The sequence below is a fragment of the Microbacterium terrisoli genome (genome assembly GCF_030866805.1).
Taxonomy (GTDB): domain Bacteria; phylum Actinomycetota; class Actinomycetes; order Actinomycetales; family Microbacteriaceae; genus Microbacterium; species Microbacterium terrisoli.
The window spans coordinates 1,855,637-1,878,761 of the sequence record NZ_CP133019.1 but is presented as its reverse complement, the minus strand read 5'-3'; the positions used below and the strand labels follow the sequence as shown (position 1 = coordinate 1,878,761).

22 protein-coding genes are annotated in these 23,125 nt (G+C 68.6%); 19 read left to right on the top strand and 3 right to left on the bottom strand.

The window, feature by feature from the left end; genetic code table 11:
• Positions 1-11 precede the first annotated feature (11 nt).
• The 9 genes from QU603_RS08050 (at position 12) to QU603_RS08010 (ending at position 9,353) form a co-directional block, all read left to right on the top strand.
• Positions 12-599 (top strand): DUF1697 domain-containing protein, encoded by a 588-nt coding sequence (locus QU603_RS08050; protein ID WP_308490882.1) that lies wholly within the window; start codon positions 12-14, stop codon positions 597-599.
• Positions 600-688: 89 nt separating this feature from the next.
• Positions 689-1,447 (top strand): YebC/PmpR family DNA-binding transcriptional regulator, encoded by a 759-nt coding sequence (locus QU603_RS08045; protein WP_308490881.1) that lies wholly within the window; start codon positions 689-691, stop codon positions 1,445-1,447.
• Positions 1,448-1,492: 45 nt separating this feature from the next.
• A complete protein-coding gene (ruvC, locus tag QU603_RS08040) occupies positions 1,493-2,062 on the top strand; it encodes a crossover junction endodeoxyribonuclease RuvC (RefSeq protein ID WP_308490880.1) in 570 nt (189 codons plus the stop codon).
• A 50-nt stretch (positions 2,063-2,112) separates the two neighbouring features.
• Complete coding sequence (gene ruvA / locus QU603_RS08035) at positions 2,113-2,733, top strand: Holliday junction branch migration protein RuvA (protein WP_308490879.1); 621 nt, start codon at positions 2,113-2,115, stop codon at positions 2,731-2,733.
• Positions 2,726-3,757 (top strand): Holliday junction branch migration DNA helicase RuvB, encoded by a 1,032-nt coding sequence (ruvB, locus tag QU603_RS08030; RefSeq protein WP_308490878.1) that lies wholly within the window; start codon positions 2,726-2,728, stop codon positions 3,755-3,757. Before ruvA ends, ruvB begins: the two co-directional genes overlap by 8 nt.
• Positions 3,758-3,833: 76 nt before the next feature.
• Positions 3,834-4,253 carry a preprotein translocase subunit YajC gene (locus QU603_RS08025; protein ID WP_308490877.1) on the top strand — a complete coding sequence of 140 codons (420 nt, stop codon included), beginning with the start codon at positions 3,834-3,836 and terminating at the stop codon, positions 4,251-4,253.
• 33 nt (positions 4,254-4,286) lie between these two features.
• Positions 4,287-6,032 carry a protein translocase subunit SecD gene (gene secD, locus QU603_RS08020; protein ID WP_308490876.1) on the top strand — a complete coding sequence of 582 codons (1,746 nt, stop codon included), beginning with the start codon at positions 4,287-4,289 and terminating at the stop codon, positions 6,030-6,032.
• Positions 6,032-7,021, top strand: coding sequence for a protein translocase subunit SecF (gene secF / locus QU603_RS08015; protein WP_308490875.1), 990 nt, complete (start codon positions 6,032-6,034; stop codon positions 7,019-7,021). The genes secD and secF overlap by 1 nt, the downstream gene beginning before the upstream one ends.
• Before the next feature lie 76 nt (positions 7,022-7,097).
• Positions 7,098-9,353, top strand: coding sequence for a RelA/SpoT family protein (locus QU603_RS08010; protein WP_308490874.1), 2,256 nt, complete (start codon positions 7,098-7,100; stop codon positions 9,351-9,353).
• On the opposite strand, the gene QU603_RS08005 is transcribed toward QU603_RS08010, so the two are convergent.
• The 3 genes from QU603_RS08005 to QU603_RS07995 all read right to left on the bottom strand — a co-directional run bounded on the left by QU603_RS08005 (position 9,340) and on the right by QU603_RS07995 (position 11,673).
• On the bottom strand, positions 9,340-9,903 hold the full coding sequence (locus QU603_RS08005) for a hypothetical protein (protein ID WP_308490873.1): 564 nt from the start codon (positions 9,901-9,903) through the stop codon (positions 9,340-9,342). The two genes, QU603_RS08010 and QU603_RS08005, sit on opposite strands and share 14 nt — an antisense overlap.
• A 77-nt stretch (positions 9,904-9,980) precedes the next feature.
• Positions 9,981-11,309 carry a DUF349 domain-containing protein gene (locus tag QU603_RS08000; RefSeq protein WP_308490872.1) on the bottom strand — a complete coding sequence of 443 codons (1,329 nt, stop codon included), beginning with the start codon at positions 11,307-11,309 and terminating at the stop codon, positions 9,981-9,983.
• 76 nt (positions 11,310-11,385) lie between these two features.
• A complete protein-coding gene (locus QU603_RS07995) occupies positions 11,386-11,673 on the bottom strand; it encodes a dioxygenase (RefSeq protein ID WP_308490871.1) in 288 nt (95 codons plus the stop codon).
• A gap of 246 nt (positions 11,674-11,919) precedes the next feature.
• Between QU603_RS07995 and QU603_RS07990 the strand changes: the two genes are divergently transcribed.
• From QU603_RS07990 to aroB, 10 genes are all read left to right on the top strand, one after another.
• Positions 11,920-13,191: a replication-associated recombination protein A gene (locus QU603_RS07990; RefSeq protein ID WP_308493978.1), complete on the top strand. Its 1,272-nt coding sequence runs from the start codon at positions 11,920-11,922 to the stop codon at positions 13,189-13,191.
• Between the two features lie 200 nt (positions 13,192-13,391).
• Positions 13,392-14,021 (top strand): 30S ribosomal protein S4, encoded by a 630-nt coding sequence (gene rpsD, locus QU603_RS07985; RefSeq protein ID WP_308490870.1) that lies wholly within the window; start codon positions 13,392-13,394, stop codon positions 14,019-14,021.
• 133 nt (positions 14,022-14,154) lie between these two features.
• Positions 14,155-14,376, top strand: coding sequence for a hypothetical protein (locus QU603_RS07980; RefSeq protein WP_308490869.1), 222 nt, complete (start codon positions 14,155-14,157; stop codon positions 14,374-14,376).
• Between the two features lie 59 nt (positions 14,377-14,435).
• Positions 14,436-17,096 carry an alanine--tRNA ligase gene (gene alaS, locus QU603_RS07975; RefSeq protein ID WP_308490868.1) on the top strand — a complete coding sequence of 887 codons (2,661 nt, stop codon included), beginning with the start codon at positions 14,436-14,438 and terminating at the stop codon, positions 17,094-17,096.
• Complete coding sequence (gene ruvX, locus QU603_RS07970) at positions 17,093-17,587, top strand: Holliday junction resolvase RuvX (RefSeq protein ID WP_308490867.1); 495 nt, start codon at positions 17,093-17,095, stop codon at positions 17,585-17,587. The genes alaS and ruvX overlap by 4 nt, the downstream gene beginning before the upstream one ends.
• Before the next feature lies 1 nt (position 17,588).
• Positions 17,589-19,214, top strand: coding sequence for an endolytic transglycosylase MltG (gene mltG, locus QU603_RS07965; RefSeq protein ID WP_308490866.1), 1,626 nt, complete (start codon positions 17,589-17,591; stop codon positions 19,212-19,214).
• A complete protein-coding gene (locus QU603_RS07960) occupies positions 19,208-20,050 on the top strand; it encodes a shikimate dehydrogenase (protein WP_308490865.1) in 843 nt (280 codons plus the stop codon). The genes mltG and QU603_RS07960 overlap by 7 nt, the downstream gene beginning before the upstream one ends.
• Before the next feature lie 30 nt (positions 20,051-20,080).
• Positions 20,081-21,298 (top strand): chorismate synthase, encoded by a 1,218-nt coding sequence (gene aroC / locus QU603_RS07955; protein WP_308490864.1) that lies wholly within the window; start codon positions 20,081-20,083, stop codon positions 21,296-21,298.
• Positions 21,295-21,846 carry a shikimate kinase gene (locus QU603_RS07950; RefSeq protein ID WP_308490863.1) on the top strand — a complete coding sequence of 184 codons (552 nt, stop codon included), beginning with the start codon at positions 21,295-21,297 and terminating at the stop codon, positions 21,844-21,846. Before aroC ends, QU603_RS07950 begins: the two co-directional genes overlap by 4 nt.
• Complete coding sequence (gene aroB / locus QU603_RS07945) at positions 21,846-22,958, top strand: 3-dehydroquinate synthase (protein ID WP_308493977.1); 1,113 nt, start codon at positions 21,846-21,848, stop codon at positions 22,956-22,958. Before QU603_RS07950 ends, aroB begins: the two co-directional genes overlap by 1 nt.
• The last annotated feature ends 167 nt before the right edge of the window (positions 22,959-23,125 follow it).

The window sequence follows — 23,125 nt, the reverse complement described above, 5'->3', positions numbered from 1 at the left end:
ACGCTCGGGTGATGACCACATCGGCCAGCAGCACGCAGGTTGGGAATTCACGGGGCGAGAGCACGCACGGGGAAAGGATGCGCTGGGTCGCACTGCTGCGCGGCGTGAACGTGGGTGGAATCACGATCCGCAGCGCAGACCTGCGCGCCGTCTTCGAGGATCTCGGCGCGGAGGATGTGCGCACGGTCCTGGCCAGCGGCAACGTGCTGTTCACCGCGCCAGGCGCACGTGCGCTGTGGAAGGCGCGCATCCAGGACGCGCTGCGGGAGCGCTTCGGCTATGACGCATGGATCATCCTCGTCACGGCAGACGAGCTTGCCCAGGTCGCGGCATCCTTCCCCTTCGACGCGCAGGACGCCGCGCGCCAACCGTATGTGGTCTTCTGCGCCGACGCGCAGACGCAAGTCCGTGTCTGGGAGGCAGTCGGTGCCCTGGACGGCGACGACGAACGCGTCGTTCCGGGCAGCGGCGTCGTCTACTGGCACGCCCGGATCGGCACGTCGACGGATTCACCGGTCGCGCGCGTCTTGGCGCGAGCGGCGTTCAAGAGCGGCACGACCACACGCAATCTGCGCACCGTCGACAAGATGCTCACCTGACCGCGAGGGGTGAATCGAAGCCATCGAGGCCTGTTTGCGAAACCGCGTAGACTTGGCGGCGCTGAAAAAGCGAGACAAGCGGGAGATATATGTCCGGGCATTCCAAGTGGGCGACGACCAAGCACAAGAAGGCCGTCATCGACGCGCGCCGTGCCAAGTCGTTCGCAAAACTCATCAAGAACATCGAAGTCGCCGCGAAGATGGGCGGCGCCGACCTGGCCGGCAACCCGACCCTGTACGACGCTGTGCAGAAGGCCAAGAAGACCTCGGTGCCCAATGACAACATCGATCGCGCCATCAAGCGGGGCGCCGGTGTCTCGGGAGAGTCCGTCGACTACCAGACGATCATGTACGAAGGGTACGCACCCGGTGGCGTGGCCCTGCTCATCGAGTGTCTGACCGACAACAAGAACCGCGCTGCCGCCGAGGTGCGCACCGCACTGACCCGCAACGGCGGCAACCTCGCCGACCCCGGCAGCGTGTCGTACAACTTCGCCCGCAAGGGCGTGATCGTGGTGACCGGTGAAGGCACCACCGAAGACGACGTCATGATGGCGGCTCTGGAGGCCGGCGCCGAAGAGGTCGAGCCGCACCCGGAGGGCTACGAGGTGACGACCGAGGCGGGCGACATGGTCGTCGTGCGCGCCGCACTGCAGCAAGCGGGGCTGGACTACGAGTCCGCCGACGTCGAGTTCGTCCCATCGCTGAAGGTCGAAGTCGACGCCGACACGGCACGCAAGGTCTTTCGCATCATCGACGCGCTGGAAGACAGCGACGACGTGCAGAACGTGTACAGCAACGTGGACCTCTCGGCCGACGTGCAGGCCGAGCTCGAAGCCGACGACTGAGCGTGGCGTCCGGCCGGACCGGTCGTGCGCTTCTAGGCTGAGGACGTGGCCGGCAGACGATTGCGCGTGCTCGGCATCGACCCGGGCCTGACGCGTTGCGGCGTGGGGGTGGTGGATGTCGCCCCCGACCGATCTGCGCGCCTTGTGCATGTCAGCGTCATACGGTCGGCCGTCGACGCGCGCATCGAGCAGCGTCTCGCGGTGATCGCCGCCGGCATCCGCCTGGTTCTTGCCGAGCATCATCCCGATGTGCTGGCCGTGGAGCGCGTGTTCGCGCAGAACAACCGCGCAACGGTGATGGGCACCGCCCAGGCCAGCGGCATCGCGCTGCTGCTGGCGGCTGAGCACGGCATTCCGGCCGCCACCCACACTCCGAGCGAGGTGAAGGCGGCCATCACCGGGTACGGCAATGCCGACAAGCGGCAGGTGCAGACGATGGTGGCGCGCGTGCTCAAGCTGGATGAACTGCCCAAGCCGGCCGACGCCGCCGACGCGCTGGCTCTTGCCCTGTGCCATGCGTGGCGCGGGGGTGGACCGCAGGTGCCGGCCCTGAACGGACCGCTCACGCCGGCGCAGCGGGCGTGGGCCGATGCGGAGCGCCTCACCCGGCGATGAGGTGTGTGTCGCTCGAACAAACGTCCGACGCCTCGCGTAGGGTTGGGGGCATGATCTCTTCCCTTCACGGCACGGTGCTGCACGCCGGGGCGGACCTCGTCGAGGTGATGGTCGGCGGCATGGGCTTCACCGTGTCCGTGACGCCGGATGTCGCTCGGTCAGCACGCATCGGCGAGCAGATCCGACTCCACACGACGCTCATCGTCCGCGAAGACGCACTGTCGCTGTTCGGCTTCGCCGACCGGGCGCAATGCTCACTGTTCGGCATTCTGCTGGGCGTGACCGGCGTCGGCCCGAAGTCGGCGATGGGGGTGCTGTCTGCCATGGAGGTCGACCAGATCGCGCAGGCGGTCGCCGACGACGACGACAAGCCCTTCCGCCGGGTATCGGGCATCGGACCGAAGACGGCGAAACTGATCGTCGTGCAGCTGGCCGGCAAGCTCGCGCCACCGGTGGCGACCGGAGCTGCGGCCCCTGCCGCGGTCGCGGGAGTGTCGACGCAGGTCGTCGCAGCCCTGGTCGGACTCGGCTGGAGCGAGCGCGTGGCCATCGAGGCGGTGGAGGCCGCGATGGGGGATGCCTCGGAGGCCGAGTCTGTACAAGTGCCCGCACTGCTGCGGATGACGCTGGCCCAGCTGGGGCCGGCGCGAGCGGAGAGCCCCCGTGGCTGAACTGGATCCCGAACCCCAGGACGAGTCCGAACTCGCGATCGAAGGCGCGCTGCGGCCGTCGTCGCTGGCCGAGTTCGTGGGTCAGCAGAAGGTGCGCGGCCAACTGCAGCTGCTGTTGGACGCGGCACGCATCCAACAGCGTCCGCCCGACCACATCCTGCTGGCCGGGCCGCCGGGGCTGGGAAAGACGACTCTCGCCATGATCGTCGCGCACGAGAGCGGGCGTGCGCTGCGCATGTCCAGCGGCCCGGCCATCCAACACGCCGGTGACCTCGCCGCACTGCTGTCGAGTCTGACACCGGGCGAAGTCCTGTTCATCGATGAGGTGCACCGCATGGCGCGGTCGGCAGAAGAGATGCTGTACCTGGCGATGGAGGACTTCCGCATCGACATCATGGTGGGCAAAGGCGCCGGGGCCACGAGCATTCCGCTGGATCTGGCTCCGTTCACGCTCGTCGGCGCCACCACCCGGTCAGGCCTGCTGCCCAACCCGCTGCGCGACAGGTTCGGGTTCACCGCACACCTCGAGTACTACGAGCCTGAAGAGCTCGAGCAGGTGGTCGCACGCTCAGCGATCATGCTCGACATCCCGCTGCCGCAGCCCGCGCGTGCCGAGATCGCCCGCCGTTCGCGCGGCACGCCGCGCATCGCCAATCGGCTGCTGCGGCGCGTGCGGGACTACGTCGTCGTGAACGGCTCCGGATCGACCGGCGGCGATGTCGACACCGCCACCGTCGACGCGGCGCTGGACCTGTACGACGTCGACGCGATCGGCCTGGACCGTTTGGACCGCGCAGTCCTGGATGCGCTCATCCACCGGTTCCAGGGAGGTCCCGTCGGTCTGAACACGCTCGCGGTGACAGCCGGAGAAGAAGCAGAGACGATCGAGTCCGTCGTCGAGCCGTACCTGGTGCGCATCGGGTTCGTAGGGCGCACACCGCGTGGCAGAATCGCTACGCCTGCAGCGTATGCGCACTTGGGCGAACGCCCCGCGGGCGGGACGCTCGACCTCGATGACCTATAATCGCTGAAGGCTTTCCCCCCGACACTCAAGGCAGCGCCGCCGCGGCGTGCCTCTTCCGAAAGGTCCACTCTGCCTCATGGCTCAGTTCTTCTCGCAGTACGGTCTGATCATCCTCCTGGTGGTCTTGCTGGTCTTCATGTTCTGGAGTTCTCGTCGTCGCGCCGCCAAGCAGAAGGTCGAGCAGGAGGCCAAGGCGCGCCAGACCGTCCCGGGCGCTGAGGTCCTGTTGCAGGGCGGCCTGTACGGCACGATCGTCTCGTACGACCCCGACAACCTCGACCAGCCCGCGGTGGTCGAGATCGCCCCCGGCGTCGACATCAGGGTGCACAGCCAGGCGATCCTGCGCGTGGTCGAGCCGAAGGATGCGGTGCCGCTCGATGACGCTCCCGCGTTCGACGGTCCGGCTGCGTCGGGCGACACGCACATCGAGTCTGCCGATGAGACGGCTGCGCGACTGCGAGCGCAAGACGACAAGAAGGACGACTCGGAAGCCTGATCAGGCTTCGCCCCGCGAGAAAGCTGACCCTCCGTGGCCACATCCACCCCTGTCCGGCACGCCTGGCGTGCACTGCTGGGCCTTGTCATCGTCATCGGCGTGCTGTTCGGAATCAACACGCTCGGTGTGGCGCTGGGTCAGGCCCATTGGGCTCCTGAACTCGCCCTCGACCTGCAGGGCGGCACGCAGATCATCCTGCAAGCCCAGACGGTCGACGGCAAGCCGCCCACGAACGACCAGATGAACCAGGCCGCTGCCATCATCCGTCAGCGCGTGGATGCTTCGGGTGTCGGCGAGTCGGACATCACGACGCAGTCGGGCAACCAGATTGTGGTCCAGATCCCGGGTCAGGCCGACGCAGAGACGCGCCAGCGGATCGAGGCGGCCGCGCAGCTGCAGCTGCGGCCCGTGCTGTTCGTCGGGTCCCCGGCGACGAGCTTCGTCGGCGACGATAAGAAGGAGACGCCGTATCCGTCGCCGGCGGCGACGCTGCGTGCGACACCGACGGCCTCGCCGAGCAACGCCAGCGATCCCAACTGGATCACGCCGAAGCTGCAGGCGCAGTTCCTCGCGTACGACTGCAAGGACAAGAACAACGATCCCGCGAACGCACCCAAAGATCAGCCGATGATCACGTGCGACCTCGAGGACAGCCAGAAGTTCATCTTGGGTCCCACCGAGCTCGACGGCTCTTCGATCACGGATGCCTCCTCGGGCCAGAACTCTCAGAACGGCCAGTGGGAGGTGCTGGTCAAGTTCAACGCCGCCGGCACCAAGGTCTTCACCGAGGTCAGCCAGCGTCTGTACGGCGCACAGGCCCCGCTGAACCAGTTCGCCTTCGTGCTGGACGGCAAGGTCGTCTCGGCGCCGGCGATGCGCGCGATCATCACCGACGGCAACCCGTCGATCTCGGGCAACTTCACCCAGGAGAGCGCGCAGACCCTCGCCGATCAGCTGAAGTACGGCGCGCTCCCGCTCAGCTTCAAGGTGGTCAGCTCTGACACCATCTCGGCGACGCTGGGCACGCAGCAGCTGCAGATCGGCCTGATCGCGGGCCTGATCGGTCTCGCCCTGGTCGCGCTGTACTCGCTGATCAGCTACCGCGCGCTGGGTTTCATCATCATCGCCTCGCTGGGGGTGATGGGCGTCATCACGTACGTGATGCTCTGCATCCTGGCCTGGCGGATGGGCTTCCGACTCTCACTGGCCGGTGTCGCCGGTCTGATCGTGACGATCGCATTCACCGCCGACTCGTTCATCGTGTACTTCGAGCGAATACGCGACGAATTGCGCGACGGCAAGTCGATCACCAGTGCTGTCGAAGACGGCTGGGCCAGCGCGAAGCGGACGATCTACATCGCCAAGGCGGTCAACATCCTCGCCGCCGTCGTGCTGTACATCCTGGCCGACGCCACGGTGAAGGGCTTCGCCTTCACGCTGGGTCTGACCACCGCCATCGACATCCTGATCTTCATCCTGTTCACCCACCCGGTGATGCAGCTGATCGCTCGGACCCGATTCTTCGGGGAGGGGCATCGTCTGTCGGGCATGGATCCCGAAGCGCTGGGTGCGGTCTATCGCGGTCGGGCGCAGTTCCGCGCACCGGCGATCGAAGGCAAGGGCGCCGCCGTGCGGCGTGTCGGCCGATCGCGGGGCGAGGCCGAGCGTCGGCAGACCATCGCCGAGCGCAAGCGCGCCGCCGAGATCGGTGCGGGCGGCCCGTCCGGCGACGGCACCAAGGCCAGTACCGATTCGTCCAAGAAGGGGGCTGATCGCTGATGGGCGTCATGAGCCAATTCGGCAACGACCTCTACTCGGGCAAGCGCTCCTTCCCGTTCGTCGCCAAGCGTCGGCTGTGGTTCATCATCGCGGCCCTGCTGGTACTGGGCTCGGTGCTGGTGCCGTTCGTCCGGCCCATCCAGTTCTCGATCGAGTTCACCGGCGGATCTCAGTTCACCGTTTCCAGCATCGCGAACCCGGATCAGACCAAGGCGACCGCTGCGGTGCTCTCGGTGGTTCCGAATGCCACGACCAAGGTGACCACGGTCGGCAAGGACGCGGTTCGCGTGCAGACGAACCAGATGACGCCGGCGCAGACCGAGGCCGTCAGTCAAGCGCTGGCGAAGACGTATGACGTCGAGTTGAAGGAAGTCACGGCATCCTTCATCGGCCCGAGCTGGGGCGCTGACGTGACACGGCAATCGCTGTGGGGCCTGGCGATCTTCCTTGCTCTGACCTTCCTGATCCTGGCGCTGTACTTCCGTACCTGGAAGATGTCTGCGGCGTCGATCATCGGCCTGGTCGACGTGCTGGTGATCACCATCGGCGTGTACGCGCTGGCGGGATTCGAGATCTCGCCGGCGGCGGTGATCGGGTTCCTCACGATCCTGGCGTATTCGCTGTATGACGTGACGGTGGTCTTCGACAAGATCCGCGAGATCACCCGCGACGATGCCGGCCACATGGACCGCAGATTCGGCGAGTCGGTCAACCTGGCGGTGAACCAGACGCTCGTGCGCTCGATCAATACGACGGTGGTGGCGGTCCTTCCGGTCGGGGCGATTCTGTTCATCGGCGCGTTCTGGCTGGGGGCGCAGACCCTCAGCGACATCTCGCTGTCGATCTTCGTGGGGATCATCGTCGCGGCGTACTCGACCCTGTTCGTCGCATCGCCGCTGTACTCGCTGTTCCGCGAGACCGAGGTCGGGGTCAAGGAGCACGACGCGAAGGTGGTCAAGGCGCGCGAACGCGCTGCCGTTGCGGTGTGACGGCGGCGCGACACCGGGCGGGCGGGAGCCCGCCCGGGCGTAGGATTGTCGGATCGACGGGGAGGGGGGTCACGCGATGACCGAGACCGTCCCCACCGGGCAGAGTTCGTCGCTGCGTCGGCTCGTGCCACGCATCTTCTCCCGCGCTGCTCGCCGTGATGACGTCGAGCAGCTGATCCGCACGGTGCGCGCCCATCACCCCAAGGGCGATCTGTCGGTCATCGAGCGCGCATACGCCACGGCTGATGGCGCGCACACCGGTCAGGTGCGCCAGAGCGGAGAGCCGTACATCACGCATCCGCTGGCCGTCGCGCAGATCCTCGCCGATCTGGGCCTCGGTCCGCGTGCGGTGGCCGCGGCTCTGCTGCACGACACGGTTGAAGACACCGACTACGGGCTGGACCGTCTGACGCAGGAGTACGGCGACGAGGTCGCCATGCTCGTGGACGGCGTGACCAAACTCGACAAGGTGAAATACGGCGAGAGCGCGCAGGCCGAGACCGTGCGCAAGATGATCGTCGCGATGTCGCGCGACATCCGGGTTCTGCTGATCAAGCTCGCCGACCGTCTGCACAACGCGCGCACGTGGGGCTTCGTCCCGCCGGAGAAGGCCCGCAAGAAGGCCACCGAAACGCTGGAGATCTATGCCCCGCTGGCCCACCGGCTCGGCATCCAGGCGATCAAGGCCGAGCTCGAGGACCTCTCGTTCGCCGTGCTGCAGCCCAAGCTGTACGCCGAGATCGACAGCCTGGTCAAGCAGCGCACCCCGCAGCGTGAGCAGTACGTGCAGAGCGTGATCCATGATGTGGAGGCCGACCTGCGCGAGCTGCGCATCCGAGGCCAGGTCAAGGGTCGGCCGAAGCAGCTGTATTCGGTGTACCAGAAGATGATCGTGCGCGGACGCGAGTTCGACGACATCTACGACCTCATCGGCATCCGGGTGCTCGTGAACACCGTTCGCGACTGCTACGCAGTGCTGGGCGCGATCCATGCGCGGTGGACGCCGCTGCCGGGCCGGTTCAAGGACTACATCGCGACCCCGAAGTTCAATCTCTACCAGTCGTTGCACACGACGGTGATCGGGCCGGGCGGGCGCACCGTCGAGATCCAGATCCGCACACACGAGATGAACCAGCAGGCTGAGTACGGCGTGGCTGCGCACTGGAAGTACAAAGAGCGCATGAACGGCGGCAAGGACGACGGGCGCGCCAGCGACGCCGAGATGGCCTGGCTGGCCCGCATCTCGGACTGGCAGGCCGAGACCGCCGACCCGGGGGAGTTCCTCGACTCACTGCGCTTCGAGATCGGCGCGAAAGAGGTGTATGTCTTCACCCCGAAGGGGCGGGTCATCGGGATGCCCGCCGGGGCGACGCCTGTCGACTTCGCGTACGCGGTGCACACCGAGATCGGTCACCGCACCATGGGCGCGAAGGTCAACGGCCGTCTGGTGCCGTTGGAGTCCGAGCTGCACTCGGGGGATGTCGTCGAGGTCTTCACGTCGAAGAATCCGGATGCCGGCCCGAGCCAGGACTGGCTCGCGTTCGTCAAGAGCACCCGAGCGCGCAGCAAGATCCGCGGTTGGTTCACGAAGGAGCGCCGCGAAGAGGCCATCGAGCAGGGCAAAGAGGCGATCGCACGCGCGATGCGCCGGCAGAATCTGCCCCTGCAGCGACTGATGAGCCAGGACTCGTTCGCCGAGGTGGCGCAGCAACTGCGTTACGAAGACGTGTCGGCGCTGTATGCGGCGGTGGGTGAGGGCCACGTGTCGACGCAGTCGGTGCTCGAGAAGGTCACGGCGCTGGTGACGGTCGAAGAGACCGCCACGGGCGCCATCGAGCTGCCGCCGGTGGGCGGCAAGCCGCGGTCATCGCGCGGGGGGAGCGACTCGGGCATTCTCGTTCGCGGGGCCTCCGACATCCTGGTCAAACTCGCCAAGTGCTGCACCCCGGTGCCCGGCGACCAGATCGTCGGCTTCGTCACCCGGGGCAGCGGAGTGTCGGTGCACCGGGCTGACTGCACGAACGTGAAGGCCCTCATGAAGGATCCTGAGCGGCTGATCGAGGTCGAGTGGGCCCCGACCACCAAGAGCGTGTTCCTCGTGCAGATCCAGGTCGAGGCCCTCGACAGGTCGGGCCTGCTCAGCGATGTGACACGCGTACTCAGCGAGCATCACGTGAACATCCTGTCTGCATCGGTGACCACGAGCGACGATCGGCTGGCACTGAGCCGCTTCGTGTTCGAGATGGGCGACACGGTGCACCTGGATCGCGTGCTGAACGCCGTACGGCGCATCGACGCCGTTTACGACGTCTACCGCGTCACCTCCGGGTGAGCGGCTCGCCGTGTCCGCCCGCCCACGCGCGCAGCAGCGCCAGCGCGGGGCGCTTGTTGTGCACAGGGCCCGAGTGGGTCAGCCACGCGATGCCGTCGGCGACACGGACGGCATCGACGGCGACCATCAGACGTGCGGCGGCCAGATGCGCATCGGTGGGCTCACGGGCGAGGTCTGCGAGGGTGCGCCCGGCCGTGGTCACCCACACGCCGCCGGTGCGGATGAGGTCTGAATGCGCCACCGGCTGATCGTGGCGCGCGAGACGCCGGCTGAGCACGTAGTGGGGTCGGGGGCCCATCACCCGATGGGCACGGTGCCGCGCGGGCGGCTCGGCCAGCGCGCCGTGCACCCACGCGGCGCTCAGGTGGGTCAGCGCGTACGCGTCCGACAACAGGGGTGCGAGTGAGCCGGCCCGCAGCGCCCTGGTCTCCACCGCGTCAGCGGGGAGGTAGCCCTCGCCGATCTCGACGAGGTGCCCGTCCAGGCAGGCAGCGGAGAGCTCGGCGCGCGACAGCCGCTGACCGGGGAAGTAGAGGAACGGTGAACCCACACCGGAAGTCTCGCCCATTGCAGGGCTGACGCGTGCTCACCCGACGCCGGCCTGTGGACAACCTCCGGCGCATCGCCTCAGCCGCCGACGGCCTTCAGCCATGCCTTGCGGGCCTGGAGGGCCTCAGATGCTTCGGCGGTGGCTTTCGCGTCGCCGGCGGCTTCGGCATCCTGCAGCTCCTGCTCGAGCTTTGCGATCGCGTCGGTGAGCTGGCGGGTCATGTCGTTCGTGCGCGCCTTGGTCTCGGGGTTGTTGCGCTTCCAGTCGGCGTCTTCACGGCCGCGGACGTTGACCTCGATCTTGCGCAGGTCCTCGTCGAGGGCACGCTCCTTGTCGCGGGGGAACACACGACCGATCTCGTCCCAGCGACGCTGGATGCCGGTCAGCGCAGCGCGAGCCTTCGCAATGTCGGACTCGTCGAGGATCGGAGCGGCCTCTTCGAGCAGCGCGCGCTTGGCCTCGATCTTCTCGCGGGATGCCTCGACCTCGGCGGTCTCGCGCTCTACGCGCGCGCCGTACAGCGCGTCGCCGGCTGCCTTGAACCGCGCCCAGAGGGCGTCGTCGGCCTTCTTGCCGGCACGCCCGGCTGCCTTCCACGAGTCCAGCAGGTCCCGATAGGCCGGAATGCCGTCCTCGCCGCGCGGCGCGAGGGCTTCGGCGCGCTCGACCAGCGCGGTCTTGCGCGCACGTGCGGCCTTGTGCGTCTCGTCCAGTTCGGCGTAGAACTCGCGGCGCTGGCGGTCGATCGTGGCGCGTGCGTCACGGAAGCGCTTCCAGAGCTTCTGCGCTGCCGACTTCGGCAGTCGCGGGCTGCTCTGCTGCTGCGCCTGCCACTGGGCGAACAGCTCGGCCAGCTCGGCCGTGGTCTGCTTCCACTGCACAGACTTCGGATCGCGAGCGGCGAGGGCTTCCACGTGCTCGACCAGAGAGGTCCGTTCGGCGATGGCCGCGTCGACGGCCTCGCGGGCGGCCGCGCTCTCGACGACGGCGGCCTCTTCCAACTCCGCCAGCAGCGTATCGATGCGCCGCTGCAGCGAGGCCAGGTCACCGACGGCCGCGGCATCCACTGTCTTCTCGCGCACGGTCGTGGCCGTGCTGCGCAGGTCCGACGCGGACGCACCGCCGCCGCGGTGGCGCGCTTCCAGCAGTGACACCTCGCCGGCCAGGTCCACGAATTTGCGCTCGAAATAGGCCAGTGCCTCGGCTGGCGTGCCGTCCGGGTACTCTCCGACGACGCGCCACTGCGTGCCCTCGCGCACGGAGACGACGCCGCTGTCATCGACACGACCCCAGGGCTCGACGTCGACGGGCGCGTCGGCTGCTGCCGCAAGCCGCGCTCTGGCGGCAGGGGACGGCGGGCCGGGGACCGGCGTGGGAACGGGAGTGTTGTCTGCGTCGGCAGTCACGTGTTGCACCTCATCACGGCTTGCGCCGTCTGCGGGGGATGGACGGGTCACAAGCCTAGTACGGGAATCGCGCCGGTCACGGAGTGGTTGTGGGGGCAGGGGTGGTCTCGACAGGAGCTGGAGCGGTCACGGCCGGCGTCGGGCTGTGGGTTGGTTCGGGAGCGGTCTTGCCCGGCCCCGCCGTGTAATAGGCGACCTGCGCGCCTGCGATGACCAGCAGCAGCACACCACCGGCGATCCCACCGATCACGTTGTCGCGGGTGCGCCGGCGCACGCGGCCCGCGTTGTACTCCTTGCGTGCCTCGTACACGCGCGCACGCTCTCGCTGCGTGCGCCCGTCCTTTCTCTTGCCACCGGCGGCCACAGTGCCTCCTTCTTAGGGCTTCTCGGGCTCTTCTCGGGTGTCGATCCCGGCCAGCGCCGGTCGCGACGATCCTATGCAACGCGTGAGGCCGGCGCCAAAGAAGGCGCGCGCGCAGGCGTCGGAGGCGGCCATGTCACCGGCGGCGGATAGCCTGGATCGGTGACATCGTCCAGTGCCCGCTCCAGCGCATCGAACAGCGCCCCGCCCAGCGCGCTGTTCGGCGGTCAGACCCCGCTGGCGGTGCGCATGCGCCCGACGTCGCTGGACGAGGTGGCCGGTCAGCAGCATCTGCTGCGCGCAGGCTCGCCGCTGGTCAAGCTCGCCGACCCCGGTGCGGCGTCGACCTCGGCCGTCTCGGTGATCCTGTGGGGCCCACCCGGTACGGGCAAGACGACCCTGGCGCAGGCGATCGCGCGGTCGTCGGGACGACGGTTCGTCGAGCTTTCGGCGGTGACCGCAGGGGTGCGCGACGTTCGCGAGGTGATGCAGGATGCCTTGAACCAGCGCGACCTGTACGGGCAGTCCACGATCCTGTTCCTCGACGAGATCCACCGATTCACGAAGGCTCAGCAGGATGCCCTGCTGCCCGGCGTGGAGAACGGCTGGGTGGTCCTGATCGCCGCGACCACCGAGAACCCGTCGTTCTCGGTCATCTCTCCGCTGCTGTCCCGATCGCTGCTGCTGACCTTGCAGCCTCTCTCCGACGAGGACGTCGGACTGCTGATCGATCGGGCCGTGACCGATCCGCGCGGCCTCGCCGATGCCGTCCGGCTCGACGACGCTGCCCGCTCGGCGCTCGTGCGTCTCGCGTCGGGCGACGCGCGCCGGGCGCTGACGTCGCTGGAGGCCGCGGCATCCATCGCCGACACCGACGGCGACGCGAAGCCTGCGATCACCGCCGAGGCGGTGGCACAAGCCGTCGACAAGGCGCTGCTGCGCTACGACAAACAGGGCGACGAGCACTACGACGTCATCAGCGCATTCATCAAGTCGATCCGGGGATCGGACGTCGACGCGTCGATGCACTATCTGGCGCGGATGATCGAGGCGGGGGAGGACCCGCGGTTCATCGCGCGGCGGCTGGTGATCTCTGCGGCCGAAGACATCGGCCTGGCCGACCCGCAGGCACTGCAGATCGCGGTCGCCGCGGCCGACGCGGTCGCCTTCATCGGGATGCCGGAAGGGCGCATTCCGCTCGCCGAGGCGACCGCCTATCTCGCCACGACGGCGAAGTCCAACGCGGCGTACCTGGCCATCGACAAGGCGATCGCCGATGTGCGCGCCGGCGGATTCGGCCGGGTGCCGAAGCACCTGCGCGACGCGCACTATGCGGGAGCGAAGCGGCTCGGGCACGGCAAGGGTTACGTGTATCCCCACGACAGCGCGATCGGCGTGTCGGCGCAGCAGTATCTTCCCGACGAGCTGCGCGGCACCCGGTACTACGAGCCCAAGCCCCTCGGGGCCGAGCGCGACGTGCAGGCGCGACTGGAGAAGATCCGCCGGATCCTGGGGGAGTGAGACGCAGCCCGCTCGCCTGGTCCCGGGCGAGAGATCAGCCGGGTCTGATAGCATGAATCGGCTCGAAACCGGGTTTTCGGGCATCCCCCTCCTCCTGTACAACCTTCTGGTGCGCCCCGGCGTGCGGCTTCGAAGGGCGGAGTCGGGTGATACGTCCGCGAGTCGTGATCGTCACGGCCGCGTCATGGAAGGAACACTTCGTGGCATCGAAGTCCCAGGACCGCCGCAAGGTCCGCCTGTCCCGCGCCCTCGGCGTGGCGCTGACACCCAAGGCCGCGCGCTACCTCGACAAGCGCCCCTACGGCCCCGGCGAGCACGGCCGCACCAAGCGCAAGCAGGACAGCGACTACGCCGTCCGTCTGCGCGAGAAGCAGCGTCTGCGTGAGCAGTACGGCATCCGCGAGAAGCAGCTGCGCATCGCCTTCAGTGAAGCGCGTCGCAAGGACGGCCTGACCGGTGAGAACCTCGTCGAGCTGCTCGAGATGCGTCTGGACGCCCTCGTGCTGCGTGCCGGCTTCGCCCGCACCACCGCGCAGGCCCGCCAGTTCGTCGTGCACCGTCACATCATGGTCGACGGCCAGCTCGTCGACCGCCCGTCGTTCCGGGTGAAGCCGGGCCAGCTCATCCACGTCAAGCAGCGCAGCGAGGGCACCGAGCCCTTCCAGGTCGCAGCCGCGGGCGGCAACGCCGAGGTGCTTCCCCCCGTTCCGGGCTACCTCGAGGTCGACCTCGACAAGCTGCAGGCACGCCTGGTGCGTCGCCCGAAGCGCGCCGAGGTGCCGGTCACGTGTGAAGTTCAGCTCGTCGTCGAATACTACGCAGCGCGCTGACGCACACAGATCCGGTCGCACGGCGACCTGATCGAAGGGGCGCCGGGAACACCCCGGCGCCCCTTCGCATCACCGCATACGATGGGGGATGCCGCACCCGCCCTCCCGGTGGAGCGCGCGCGGAAGGGATGACATGAAGAAGCTCCTGTGGTTCCTGTTCGGCATCGCCGGCGGGTTCGTCCTGGCCCACTTCGTGGACCGCGACCCCCGCGGTCATGAGGTGCTCGCCGAGCTCGACGCACGTATCGCGCAGTTCTCCGACCGGATCAGCGACGCCTATCGCGAACAGGACGCGCGGCTGGCCGGGGCGTCGGACGCCACCACCGCGCCATCCCCGCCGGCACCCGCTCTCTGACACCCGCCCGTCCGTGCGGCGCTGTGCGCCGGCGGTGGCTTCGACCCTGAAAGACCCGCATGAAGACCGCTGAGATCGCCCAGCGCTACCTCGACTTTTTCGAGAAGAACGACCATGTCATCGTCCCGTCGGCGTCTCTGGTCAGCGACGACCCGTCGATCCTGTTCACGATCGCCGGCATGGTGCCGTTCATCCCGTACCTGAGCGGCCTCGTTCCCGCGCCGTACCCGCGCGCTGCTGATGTGCAGAAGTGCATCCGCACGCTCGACATCGAAGAGGTCGGGCACACCGCACGCCACGGCACGTTCTTCCAGATGCTGGGCAACTGGTCGTTCGGCGACTACTTCAAAGAGGGTGCCATCGCCTACGCATGGGAGCTGCTGACCAGCCCTGAGACGGCGGGCGGCCTCGGCTTCGACGAGAAGGACCTCTGGGTCACCGTCTATGAAGGCGACGACGACGCGGCAGAGCTGTGGAAGCGCATCGCGGGCCTGCCCGAGGAGCGCATCCAGCGGATGGGCAAAGAGGACAACTACTGGCACACCGGTCAGCCCGGGCCCGGAGGCCCCTGTTCGGAGATCTACTTCGACCGCGGGCCCGCGTACGGGCGTGACGGGGGACCGGCCGTCGATGACAACCGGTTCACCGAGATCTGGAACCTCGTGTTCATGCAGGAGCAGATCCGCGACGTGCGCTCCAAGACCGAGTTCGAGGTCGTCGGGCCGCTGCCGAAGAAGAACATCGACACCGGCATGGGGCTCGAGCGCGTCGCGTTCATCAAGCAGGGCGTCGAGAACATGTACGAGATCGACCAGGTGCGCCCCGTGCTCGATCTCGCGGTGGACCTCTCCGGCCGCCGCTACGGAGCCGACCACGAGGACGACATCCGATTCCGTGTGATCGCCGACCACGTCCGCTCCTCGCTGATGCTGCTCTCGGACGGCGTCACGCCCTCCAACGAGGGCCGCGGCTACATCCTGCGCCGGCTCATGCGCCGCACGGTGCGCGCGATGCGCCTGCTGGGCGTGGACCGCCCGACCTTCCCCGAGCTGTTCGTCGCCTCACGCGACGCGATGGCGTCGGCCTACCCCGTCGTCGCGGAGGACTGGACCCGCATCTCGCAGTACGCAGTGGCCGAAGAAGAGACGTTCCTGCGCACGCTGGCGTCCGGGTCGACGATCCTCGACCTGGCGATCGACGAGACGAAGAAGGCGTCGAAGACCTCGATCAGCGGGTCGGAGGCCTTCCTGCTGCACGACACATACGGCTTCCCGATCGACCTCACGCTCGAAGTGGCGCAAGAGGCCGGACTCGACGTGGACCGTGCGTCCTTCGACACCCTCATGCAGGAGCAGAAGGCCCGCGCGAAGGCCGACGCGAAGTCCCGCAAGCGCGCATTGGCAGACCAGAGCGTCTACCGGCAGTTCCGTGCATCCGGCGAGACCGTTTTCACCGGATACACCGACCTCGAAACCGCCTCGACGGTGCTGGGCATCCTCGTGGACGGACAGCCTGCACAGCAGGCCACACAGGGCCAGATCGCCGAGGTCATCCTCGCCGAGACGGCGCTGTACGCCGAGAGCGGCGGGCAGGTGGCCGACAAGGGCACCATCGTCGGACCCGGATACGAGCTGGACGTGCTGGACGTGCAGCGTCCGGTGCCGGGCCTGGTCAGCCACACCGTCGAGGTCTCGCACGGCGAGGTCGGCGTGGGGCAGGCGGCGACGAGCGTGGTGGATGCCGCGAATCGGCGTCAGGCGGCGCAGGCGCACTCCGCGACCCACCTCGTGCACGCGGCCCTGCGCGACACCCTCGGCCGCACGGCGACCCAGGCCGGTTCGCTGAACCGCGCGGGATATCTGCGCTTCGACTTCGCATGGGGGCAGGCCCTGTCGACTCCGACCAAGAGCGAGATCGAAGAGATCGCCAACAACGCCGTGCGCGACAACCTGCAGGTGACCACCCGCGTGCTGCCGCTGGCGGAGGCGAAATCCTTGGGGGCCATGGCGCTGTTCAGCGAGAAGTACGGCGACACGGTGCGCATGGTCGACATCGGCGGTCCCTGGTCGCGTGAACTGTGCGCGGGCACGCATGTGTCCACCAGTGCGGAGATCGGGCTGATCAGCCTGGTCGGCGAGTCGTCGGTGGGCGCATCCCACCGTCGCGTCGAGGCGCTGGTGGGTGTGGACGCATTCCACGAGCTCGCGGCCGAACGAGCGATCGTGTCGCAGCTGACGTCGGCTCTGAAGACCCCGCGCGACCAGCTGCCGGCGCGTATCGCGGACCTGTCGGCTCAGCTGAAGACGGCGGAGAAGAAGATCGCCGCGTTCGAGGCGAAGGCGCTGGCCGATCGGGCGCCCGCGCTGGCCGAGACCGCAGCCACGGTCGGCGGGCAGCGACTGGTGGCGGCATCCATCGGCGCCGTGCCCTCGGGCGATGATGTGCGAACGCTCGCGCTTCAGGTGCGTGACCGCCTCGGAACCGAGGCCGCAGTGGTGGCGCTGGCGGCCACAGCGGCCGGGCGACCGGTCGTCATCGTGGCCACGAACGAGGCGGCACGTGCCCGCGGCACGAAGGCCGGCGTGCTGGCGAAGACGGCCGCCGCAGTGCTCGGCGGCGGCGGCGGCGGACGCGACGACGTCGCGCAGGGCGGCGGCACTCGGGGTGACGCGATCGATGCCGCGCTGGAGGCCGTACGGGCGTCGGTGGAGCGCAAGTGAGCGACGGCGGCGTTTCGCCGAGCGGATTCCGTCACGGGATCCGCTTGGCGGTCGACGTCGGAAAGGCGCGCGTCGGGGTCGCGCGCAGCGACCCGGACGGGCTGCTCGCGGTGCCGGTGGAGACGGTGCCGCGCGCCGGCGAGCCGATCGCCCGATTGCTGGCGATCGCCGATGAGTACGACGCGCTCGAGTTCGTCGTCGGGCTGCCCCTGAACCTCAGCGGGCACGACACGCCGTCGACGACGGATGCCAGAGAATTCGCAGCGGCGCTGGCGGCGGCATCCCCTCGCCCCGTGCGCGTGATCGATGAGCGCCTGAGCACGGTCTCTGCGCACAACGCACTGCGTGCTTCCGGTCGATCTCAGCGTTCATCTCGTAGCATTGTGGATCAGGTCGCCGCGGTGGTCTTCCTCCAGCACGCGCTCGACATCGAGAAACGGACGGCAGAGCCGGCCGGCGATCTGATTCCCCCAGCGCAGGAGCCCGCCTGACATGCCCGACATCCCCCACGACCCCTGGCCCGGCCAGGGTGGTCCCGCCCCCGAGGAGCCGCCTGCCACCGGACCCGTCACCCCACCCGCGCCCGGCTCGCGCCGGGCGGCCCGTGTGGCGGCACAGCAGGAGGCTGCTCGACGCGCGGCAGCCGCGCAACCGGCCGCCGATCCTGAAGAAGCCGAACGCGAAGCGGTGCGGCAGGCGACCCTGCAGCACGAGATGGCGACGCGGGCGCACCAGGTGCCCGACAATCCGCTGTTCGCCGGTGACGCGGCATGGACGCGGGAGTCGCTTGTCGTGTCAGCGCCGGCCGATGACGGGGATTCCGCATCGCGTCTGAACCGCACGGACACGTTCACGGCGCTGCTGACCGGTCCGCAGCCCACGCACGACCCCGCCGCGACCCCTTTGGTGCCCGAAGCGAGGGATCTGCACCGCGGTGACGCGGAGCCGTCTCACCGCGGGTCGTTCGAGGCGCTGTTCACCGGCGAGGTCGGCACCGATAGCATCGGCACGGTGCCGCCGAAGAAGACGAAACGTCAGAAGCGCCGAGGACGATGGATCGCCTTCGGCATCGTCGTGGTCGTGTTGGCCGGCATCGGCGCGGGTGCGCTGTATGTGTGGTCGACGTACGAAGACCAGATCCGCGCCGTCATGGGATGGCAGGAGCCGCAGGACTACGAGTCGGGCCTGGCGCATGGAGAAGCGCTCGTGACGATCGTCGACGGCGACACGGGTGCCAGCGTGTCCAAGACGCTCAATGCCGCGGGAGTGACCAAGACCTCATCGGTCTTCTACGACATGCTCGTCTCGGCCGGCGAGAACCCGACGTTCTATCCCGGTGTGTACAAGCTGCAGAAGCAGATGACCGCGGCCGCCGCGTTGAAGGCGCTGGAGGATCCGGCCTCGAAGCTGCAGAACTCGGTGCTGCTGCCTGAGGGCCTCACCGAGACCCAGATCCTCAAACGTGTCTCCGACAGCCTGAAGATGCCACAGGAAGACCTGAAGGCCGCGGCTGCGAAGCCCGCCGCGTTCGGTGTGAAGGCGAAGACGCTCGAAGGCTGGCTGTTCCCCGCGATGTACACGTTCGCGCCCGGGGCCACGGCATCCGACGTCATCAAGACCATGGTCGACCGCACGGTGCAGTCTCTCGACAAGGCCGGCGTACCGGCCGCCGACCGGCAGCGGATCCTCACGATCGGCTCCATCATCCAGCGCGAGGCGCGCAACAGCGACGACTTCTACAAGGTCTCGCGGGTCATCGAGAACCGCCTGCAGCCGAACAACAGCGAGACCGGCGGCAAGCTGCAGATGGACTCCACGGCCCAATACGGCTACGGCGAGATGCACGACGGCTCGGCCAGTTCGTCGTCGGCGGCGCTGAAGGACCCGAACCCGTGGAACACGTACGTGCGCCCCGGTCTGCCGGCAGGGCCGATCGCGAGCCCCGGCGACCTGGCCATCGACGCTGCCATGCACCCGGTGAAGGGTCCGTGGTTCTACTTCGTGACCGTGAACATGGACACCGGCGAGACGGTGTTCAGCACGACCTACGCCGAGCAGGAGAAGGCGGTCGCCCAGATGCGGGAGTGGTGCTCCGCACACCCTGATTCGGGATGCTGACCTCCGGCCACTCGCTCGAAGTCTGGGGCGATCCCATCGAGCACAGCCGGTCACCCGAGCTGCACGCCGCGGCCTATCGCGCGCTCGGGCTCGACTGGTCGTACGATCGCAGGCGCGTGGACGAGGCATCCTTCGCCGCCCGACTCGGGTCGCTGGGCGCCCAGCTGCACGGGCTGTCGCTGACGATGCCGTTGAAGGCCGCCGCGCATCGCGCGTCGCGCACGCTCGACAGCCGCGCCCGGCTGTCGCAGGCGGTGAACACGCTGCTGCTGGCCGGTGACGGCCCGCACGGGTTCAACACCGATGTGGGCGGTATCGCACGCGACCTTCGCCGACACGGCTTCGCAGGCCTTGACCGCGCGCGCCTCGTGGGCTCGGGAGCCACAGCGACATCGGCGCTGCTCGCGCTGGCAGAGCTCGGCGCGACGCACGTGGAAGTGCGGGCACGCCGCCCCGACGCCGCAGGCCGCCTGGAGGCACTGGGGGCGCAGATCGGCGTGGAGGTGCATGCAGAGCGGCTCGAGGCCGCGCGGATGTCGCCGGTGCCGCTGACACTGGCCACGCTGCCGGGCGGTGCCGCGGTGCCCGATGAGGTCGCCGACGCCGTGGCCGCCGAGGGCGGGACGCTCTACGACGTGGTGTACGGCCATTGGCCGACGGATCTGGCTCGCGCGTGGGAACGACGGGGCAGCGACCCGGCGGTGCCGGGGATCGGGATGCTCATCGAGCAGGCGCTGCTGCAGGTGCGCGTCTTCGTGGGCGGCGACCCCGATGTGCCGCTGCCGGACGAGGACCGGGTGCTGGCCGCGATGCGCGCGGCCGTCATGGCGGGCTGAGCGCGCGGCGCGGCGTGCGAGACTGGGAGAATGCTCCGCGTGCTCACGGCCGGCGAATCCCACGGCCCCGAACTCGTCGCCCTGATGGAGGGCCTGCCTGCCGGCGTGCCCGTCTCCCGTGAGGCGATCCAGGCAGACCTCTCCCGTCGCAAGCTCGGCTATGGTCGCGGCTCGCGCATGAAATTCGAAGAGGATGAGCTCACCCTGTCGACGGGGGTCCGTTTCGGCCTGAGTCTGGGCAGTCCCATCGCGGTGCGCATCGGCAACACCGAATGGCCCAAGTGGACCGAGGTGATGAGCCCCGAGCCCGTCGAGCTGACCGAGCGCTCACGCGGGCGCGGTGCCGCCTTGACGCGGCCTCGACCCGGGCACGCCGACCTCGTGGGCATGCAGAAGTACGGTTTCGACGAAGCGCGCCCGATCCTGGAGCGCGCGAGCGCGCGAGAGACGGCGGCACGCGTCGCCCTCGGAGCGATCGCGCGGTCCTTCCTCGGCGAGCTCGGCATCCGCCTGGTCAGTCACACGCTCGCCATCGGCCCGGTGCAGGTGCCCGAAGGGTCGCCTGTTCCGCATCCCGACGACGTCGCAGCGCTGGACGCGGACCCGCTGCGGTGCTTCGACGCGGCCACCAGTGCACGGATGGTGGAAGAAGTCGATGCGGCGCGCAAGGACGGCGACACCCTCGGCGGCATCGTCGAGGTGCTCGCGTACGGCCTGCCTCCGGGGCTCGGTTCGCACGTGCAGTGGGACCGCAAGCTCGACGGCCGGCTCGCGCAGGCGCTGATGAGCATCCAGGCCATCAAGGGCGTCGAGATCGGCGATGGGTTCGACACCACGCGTCGGCGTGGATCGGCGGCCCACGACGAGCTGTTCGCGACCGATGACGGCATCACACGCTCATCTGACCGGGCGGGCGGGACCGAAGGCGGAATGTCGACGGGCACGACGCTGCGGGTGCGGGCGGGCATGAAGCCGATCGCGACGATCCCGCATGCGCTGCACACCGTCGATGTCGCGACCGGCGAAGACGCCTCGGCGCACCACCAGCGCTCGGACGTGTGCGCGGTGCCGGCGTCCGGCGTCGTCGCCGAGGCGATGGTCGCCATCGTGCTGGCCCAGGTGGTGCTCGAGAAGTTCGGTGGAGACAGCGTCACCGAGACCCGCCGCAACCTCGAGGGCTACCTCGCAGCGATCCCCGCCACGCTGCACACCGCTGGCGCCAGCGACGCCGCGCTGCACGGGGCATGACCGGCCGGGCTGTCGTGCTCATCGGACCGATGGGCGCCGGCAAGACGAGCATCGGTCGCAAGACCGCCAAGGCACTGCACGTCTCGTTCTTCGACACCGACATCGCCGTCAGTCGCGCTCACGGCCCGATCCCCGAGATCTTCGCGAGTGAGGGCGAGGCACAGTTCCGCGAGTGGGAGCGGGCCGCGGTGATCGAGGCTCTGCGCACCGATGGCGTCGTGGCACTCGGCGGTGGGGCGATCCTCGACGCCGACACGCGCGCCGATCTGCGGCGCCACCCGGTCGTGCTGCTGACGGTGGACCCGCGCACGGTCGCCGGGAGGTTGCAGTCCACGACCCGTCCGCTGCTGCAGGGCGATGACGCGCTGCAGCGCTGGAAGGCGGTCGCCGCCGAGCGCGGGCAGCTGTACGACGATCTGGCCGACGTGAGCTTCGACACGGCGACCGGGCATATCCGCGACATTGTGGCGCGCGTGGCCGAGTGGGTGCGTGCGCAGTGGGCTGCGCAGGATGCCGCAGCCGTCGAATCCGAAAGCGAGGCCCCGTGATGACTTCCGATGACGCTGTTGAGGCGACTGCCGATGGCACGACCCGGATCACGGTGAACGGCGACCGACCGTACGACGTGACGATCGGCCGCGGCATCCTGATCGACACCCTGCGCGCGGAGGTTCGCGACGATGTGCGCAAGATCCTGCTGGTGCATCAGCCGTCGATGTCGTTCGCGGCCGATCAGATCCGCCAGGCGCTCTCCGAAGGCGAGCGGCAGGTGCTGCTGGCTGAGATCCCCGACGCCGAGGACGGCAAAAGGGTGGAGGTGGCCTCTTTCTGCTGGCAGGTGATGGGGCAGGCCGACTTCACACGCACCGACTTGGTGATCGGCTTCGGCGGGGGAGCGGTGACCGACCTAGCCGGCTTCGTGGCGGCGACGTGGCTGCGCGGGGTGGAGATCATCCAGCTGCCGACCTCGGTGCTGGGCATGGTCGACGCCGGGATCGGCGGCAAGACCGGCATCAACACGAACGAGGGAAAGAACCTCGTGGGGGCGTTCTGGCCGCCGCGTGCCGTCATCTGCGATCTCGAACTGCTCGATTCGCTGTCGACGAACGAGCGGATCGCCGGGTTCGCCGAGGTCGTCAAGGCGGGATTCATCTGGTATCCCGAGATCCTCGACCTGGTGGAGGCGGACCCGCAGATCGCGATCGATCCGACGAGCCCGGCATTCCGGCGCTGCATCGAGCTGGCGATCCAGATGAAAGCGCGCGTGGTCGGCGAAGATCTGCGCGAAGCCGGGCTTCGCGAGGTGCTCAACTACGGCCACACGCTCGGACACGCGATCGAATACAACGAGCGCTATCAGTGGCGCCACGGCGCAGCCGTGAGCGTGGGGATGATGTTCGCCGCGGAGCTCTCGCGCCTGGCCGGTCGCCTCTCGGACGAAGCCGTGGAGCGTCACCGTACGGTGCTGGGGCTGCTCGGCCTGCCGATCACGTACCGGTCGAGCTCGTGGAAGTCGCTGCTGGCCACGATGCGCCGTGACAAGAAGGCGCGCGGTGCGATGCTGCGCTTCGTGGTGCTGGATGACATCGGACGCCCGACGGTCATGCAGGCCCCCGATGAGTCGCTGCTGTTCGCCGCCTACCAAGAGATCGGCGAGTGAGCCGACCTCTCGTTCGCCGCGTTCGCGGCGACGGAGTGTCCTTCACCGGCGTGACTGACCGCGGGGTCGTTATTGCCCGGAACCTTCGCATGCCGTGGGCGCGACGCGGCGCCGGACCGGGCATATCCCGGCCCTCGGCCCATCGCGCCCAGCTCGTAGTGTCGTTT

What these genes read in the sequence shown, in the direction of transcription:
- QU603_RS08050 (WP_308490882.1), top strand. Translation starts at nt 12, where the DNA reads ATGACCACATCGGCCAGCAGCACGCAGGTTGGGAATTCACGGGGCGAG.
- QU603_RS08045 (WP_308490881.1), top strand. Translation starts at nt 689, where the DNA reads ATGTCCGGGCATTCCAAGTGGGCGACGACCAAGCACAAGAAGGCCGTC.
- ruvA (WP_308490879.1), top strand. Translation starts at nt 2,113, where the DNA reads ATGATCTCTTCCCTTCACGGCACGGTGCTGCACGCCGGGGCGGACCTC.
- QU603_RS08025 (WP_308490877.1), top strand. Translation starts at nt 3,834, where the DNA reads ATGGCTCAGTTCTTCTCGCAGTACGGTCTGATCATCCTCCTGGTGGTC.
- secF (WP_308490875.1), top strand. Translation starts at nt 6,032, where the DNA reads ATGGGCGTCATGAGCCAATTCGGCAACGACCTCTACTCGGGCAAGCGC.
- QU603_RS08010 (WP_308490874.1), top strand. Translation starts at nt 7,098, where the DNA reads ATGACCGAGACCGTCCCCACCGGGCAGAGTTCGTCGCTGCGTCGGCTC.
- QU603_RS07990 (WP_308493978.1), top strand. Translation starts at nt 11,920, where the DNA reads ATGCGCCCGACGTCGCTGGACGAGGTGGCCGGTCAGCAGCATCTGCTG.
- QU603_RS07980 (WP_308490869.1), top strand. Translation starts at nt 14,155, where the DNA reads ATGAAGAAGCTCCTGTGGTTCCTGTTCGGCATCGCCGGCGGGTTCGTC.
- alaS (WP_308490868.1), top strand. Translation starts at nt 14,436, where the DNA reads ATGAAGACCGCTGAGATCGCCCAGCGCTACCTCGACTTTTTCGAGAAG.
- mltG (WP_308490866.1), top strand. Translation starts at nt 17,589, where the DNA reads ATGCCCGACATCCCCCACGACCCCTGGCCCGGCCAGGGTGGTCCCGCC.
- QU603_RS07960 (WP_308490865.1), top strand. Translation starts at nt 19,208, where the DNA reads ATGCTGACCTCCGGCCACTCGCTCGAAGTCTGGGGCGATCCCATCGAG.
- aroC (WP_308490864.1), top strand. Translation starts at nt 20,081, where the DNA reads ATGCTCCGCGTGCTCACGGCCGGCGAATCCCACGGCCCCGAACTCGTC.
- QU603_RS07950 (WP_308490863.1), top strand. Translation starts at nt 21,295, where the DNA reads ATGACCGGCCGGGCTGTCGTGCTCATCGGACCGATGGGCGCCGGCAAG.
- aroB (WP_308493977.1), top strand. Translation starts at nt 21,846, where the DNA reads ATGACTTCCGATGACGCTGTTGAGGCGACTGCCGATGGCACGACCCGG.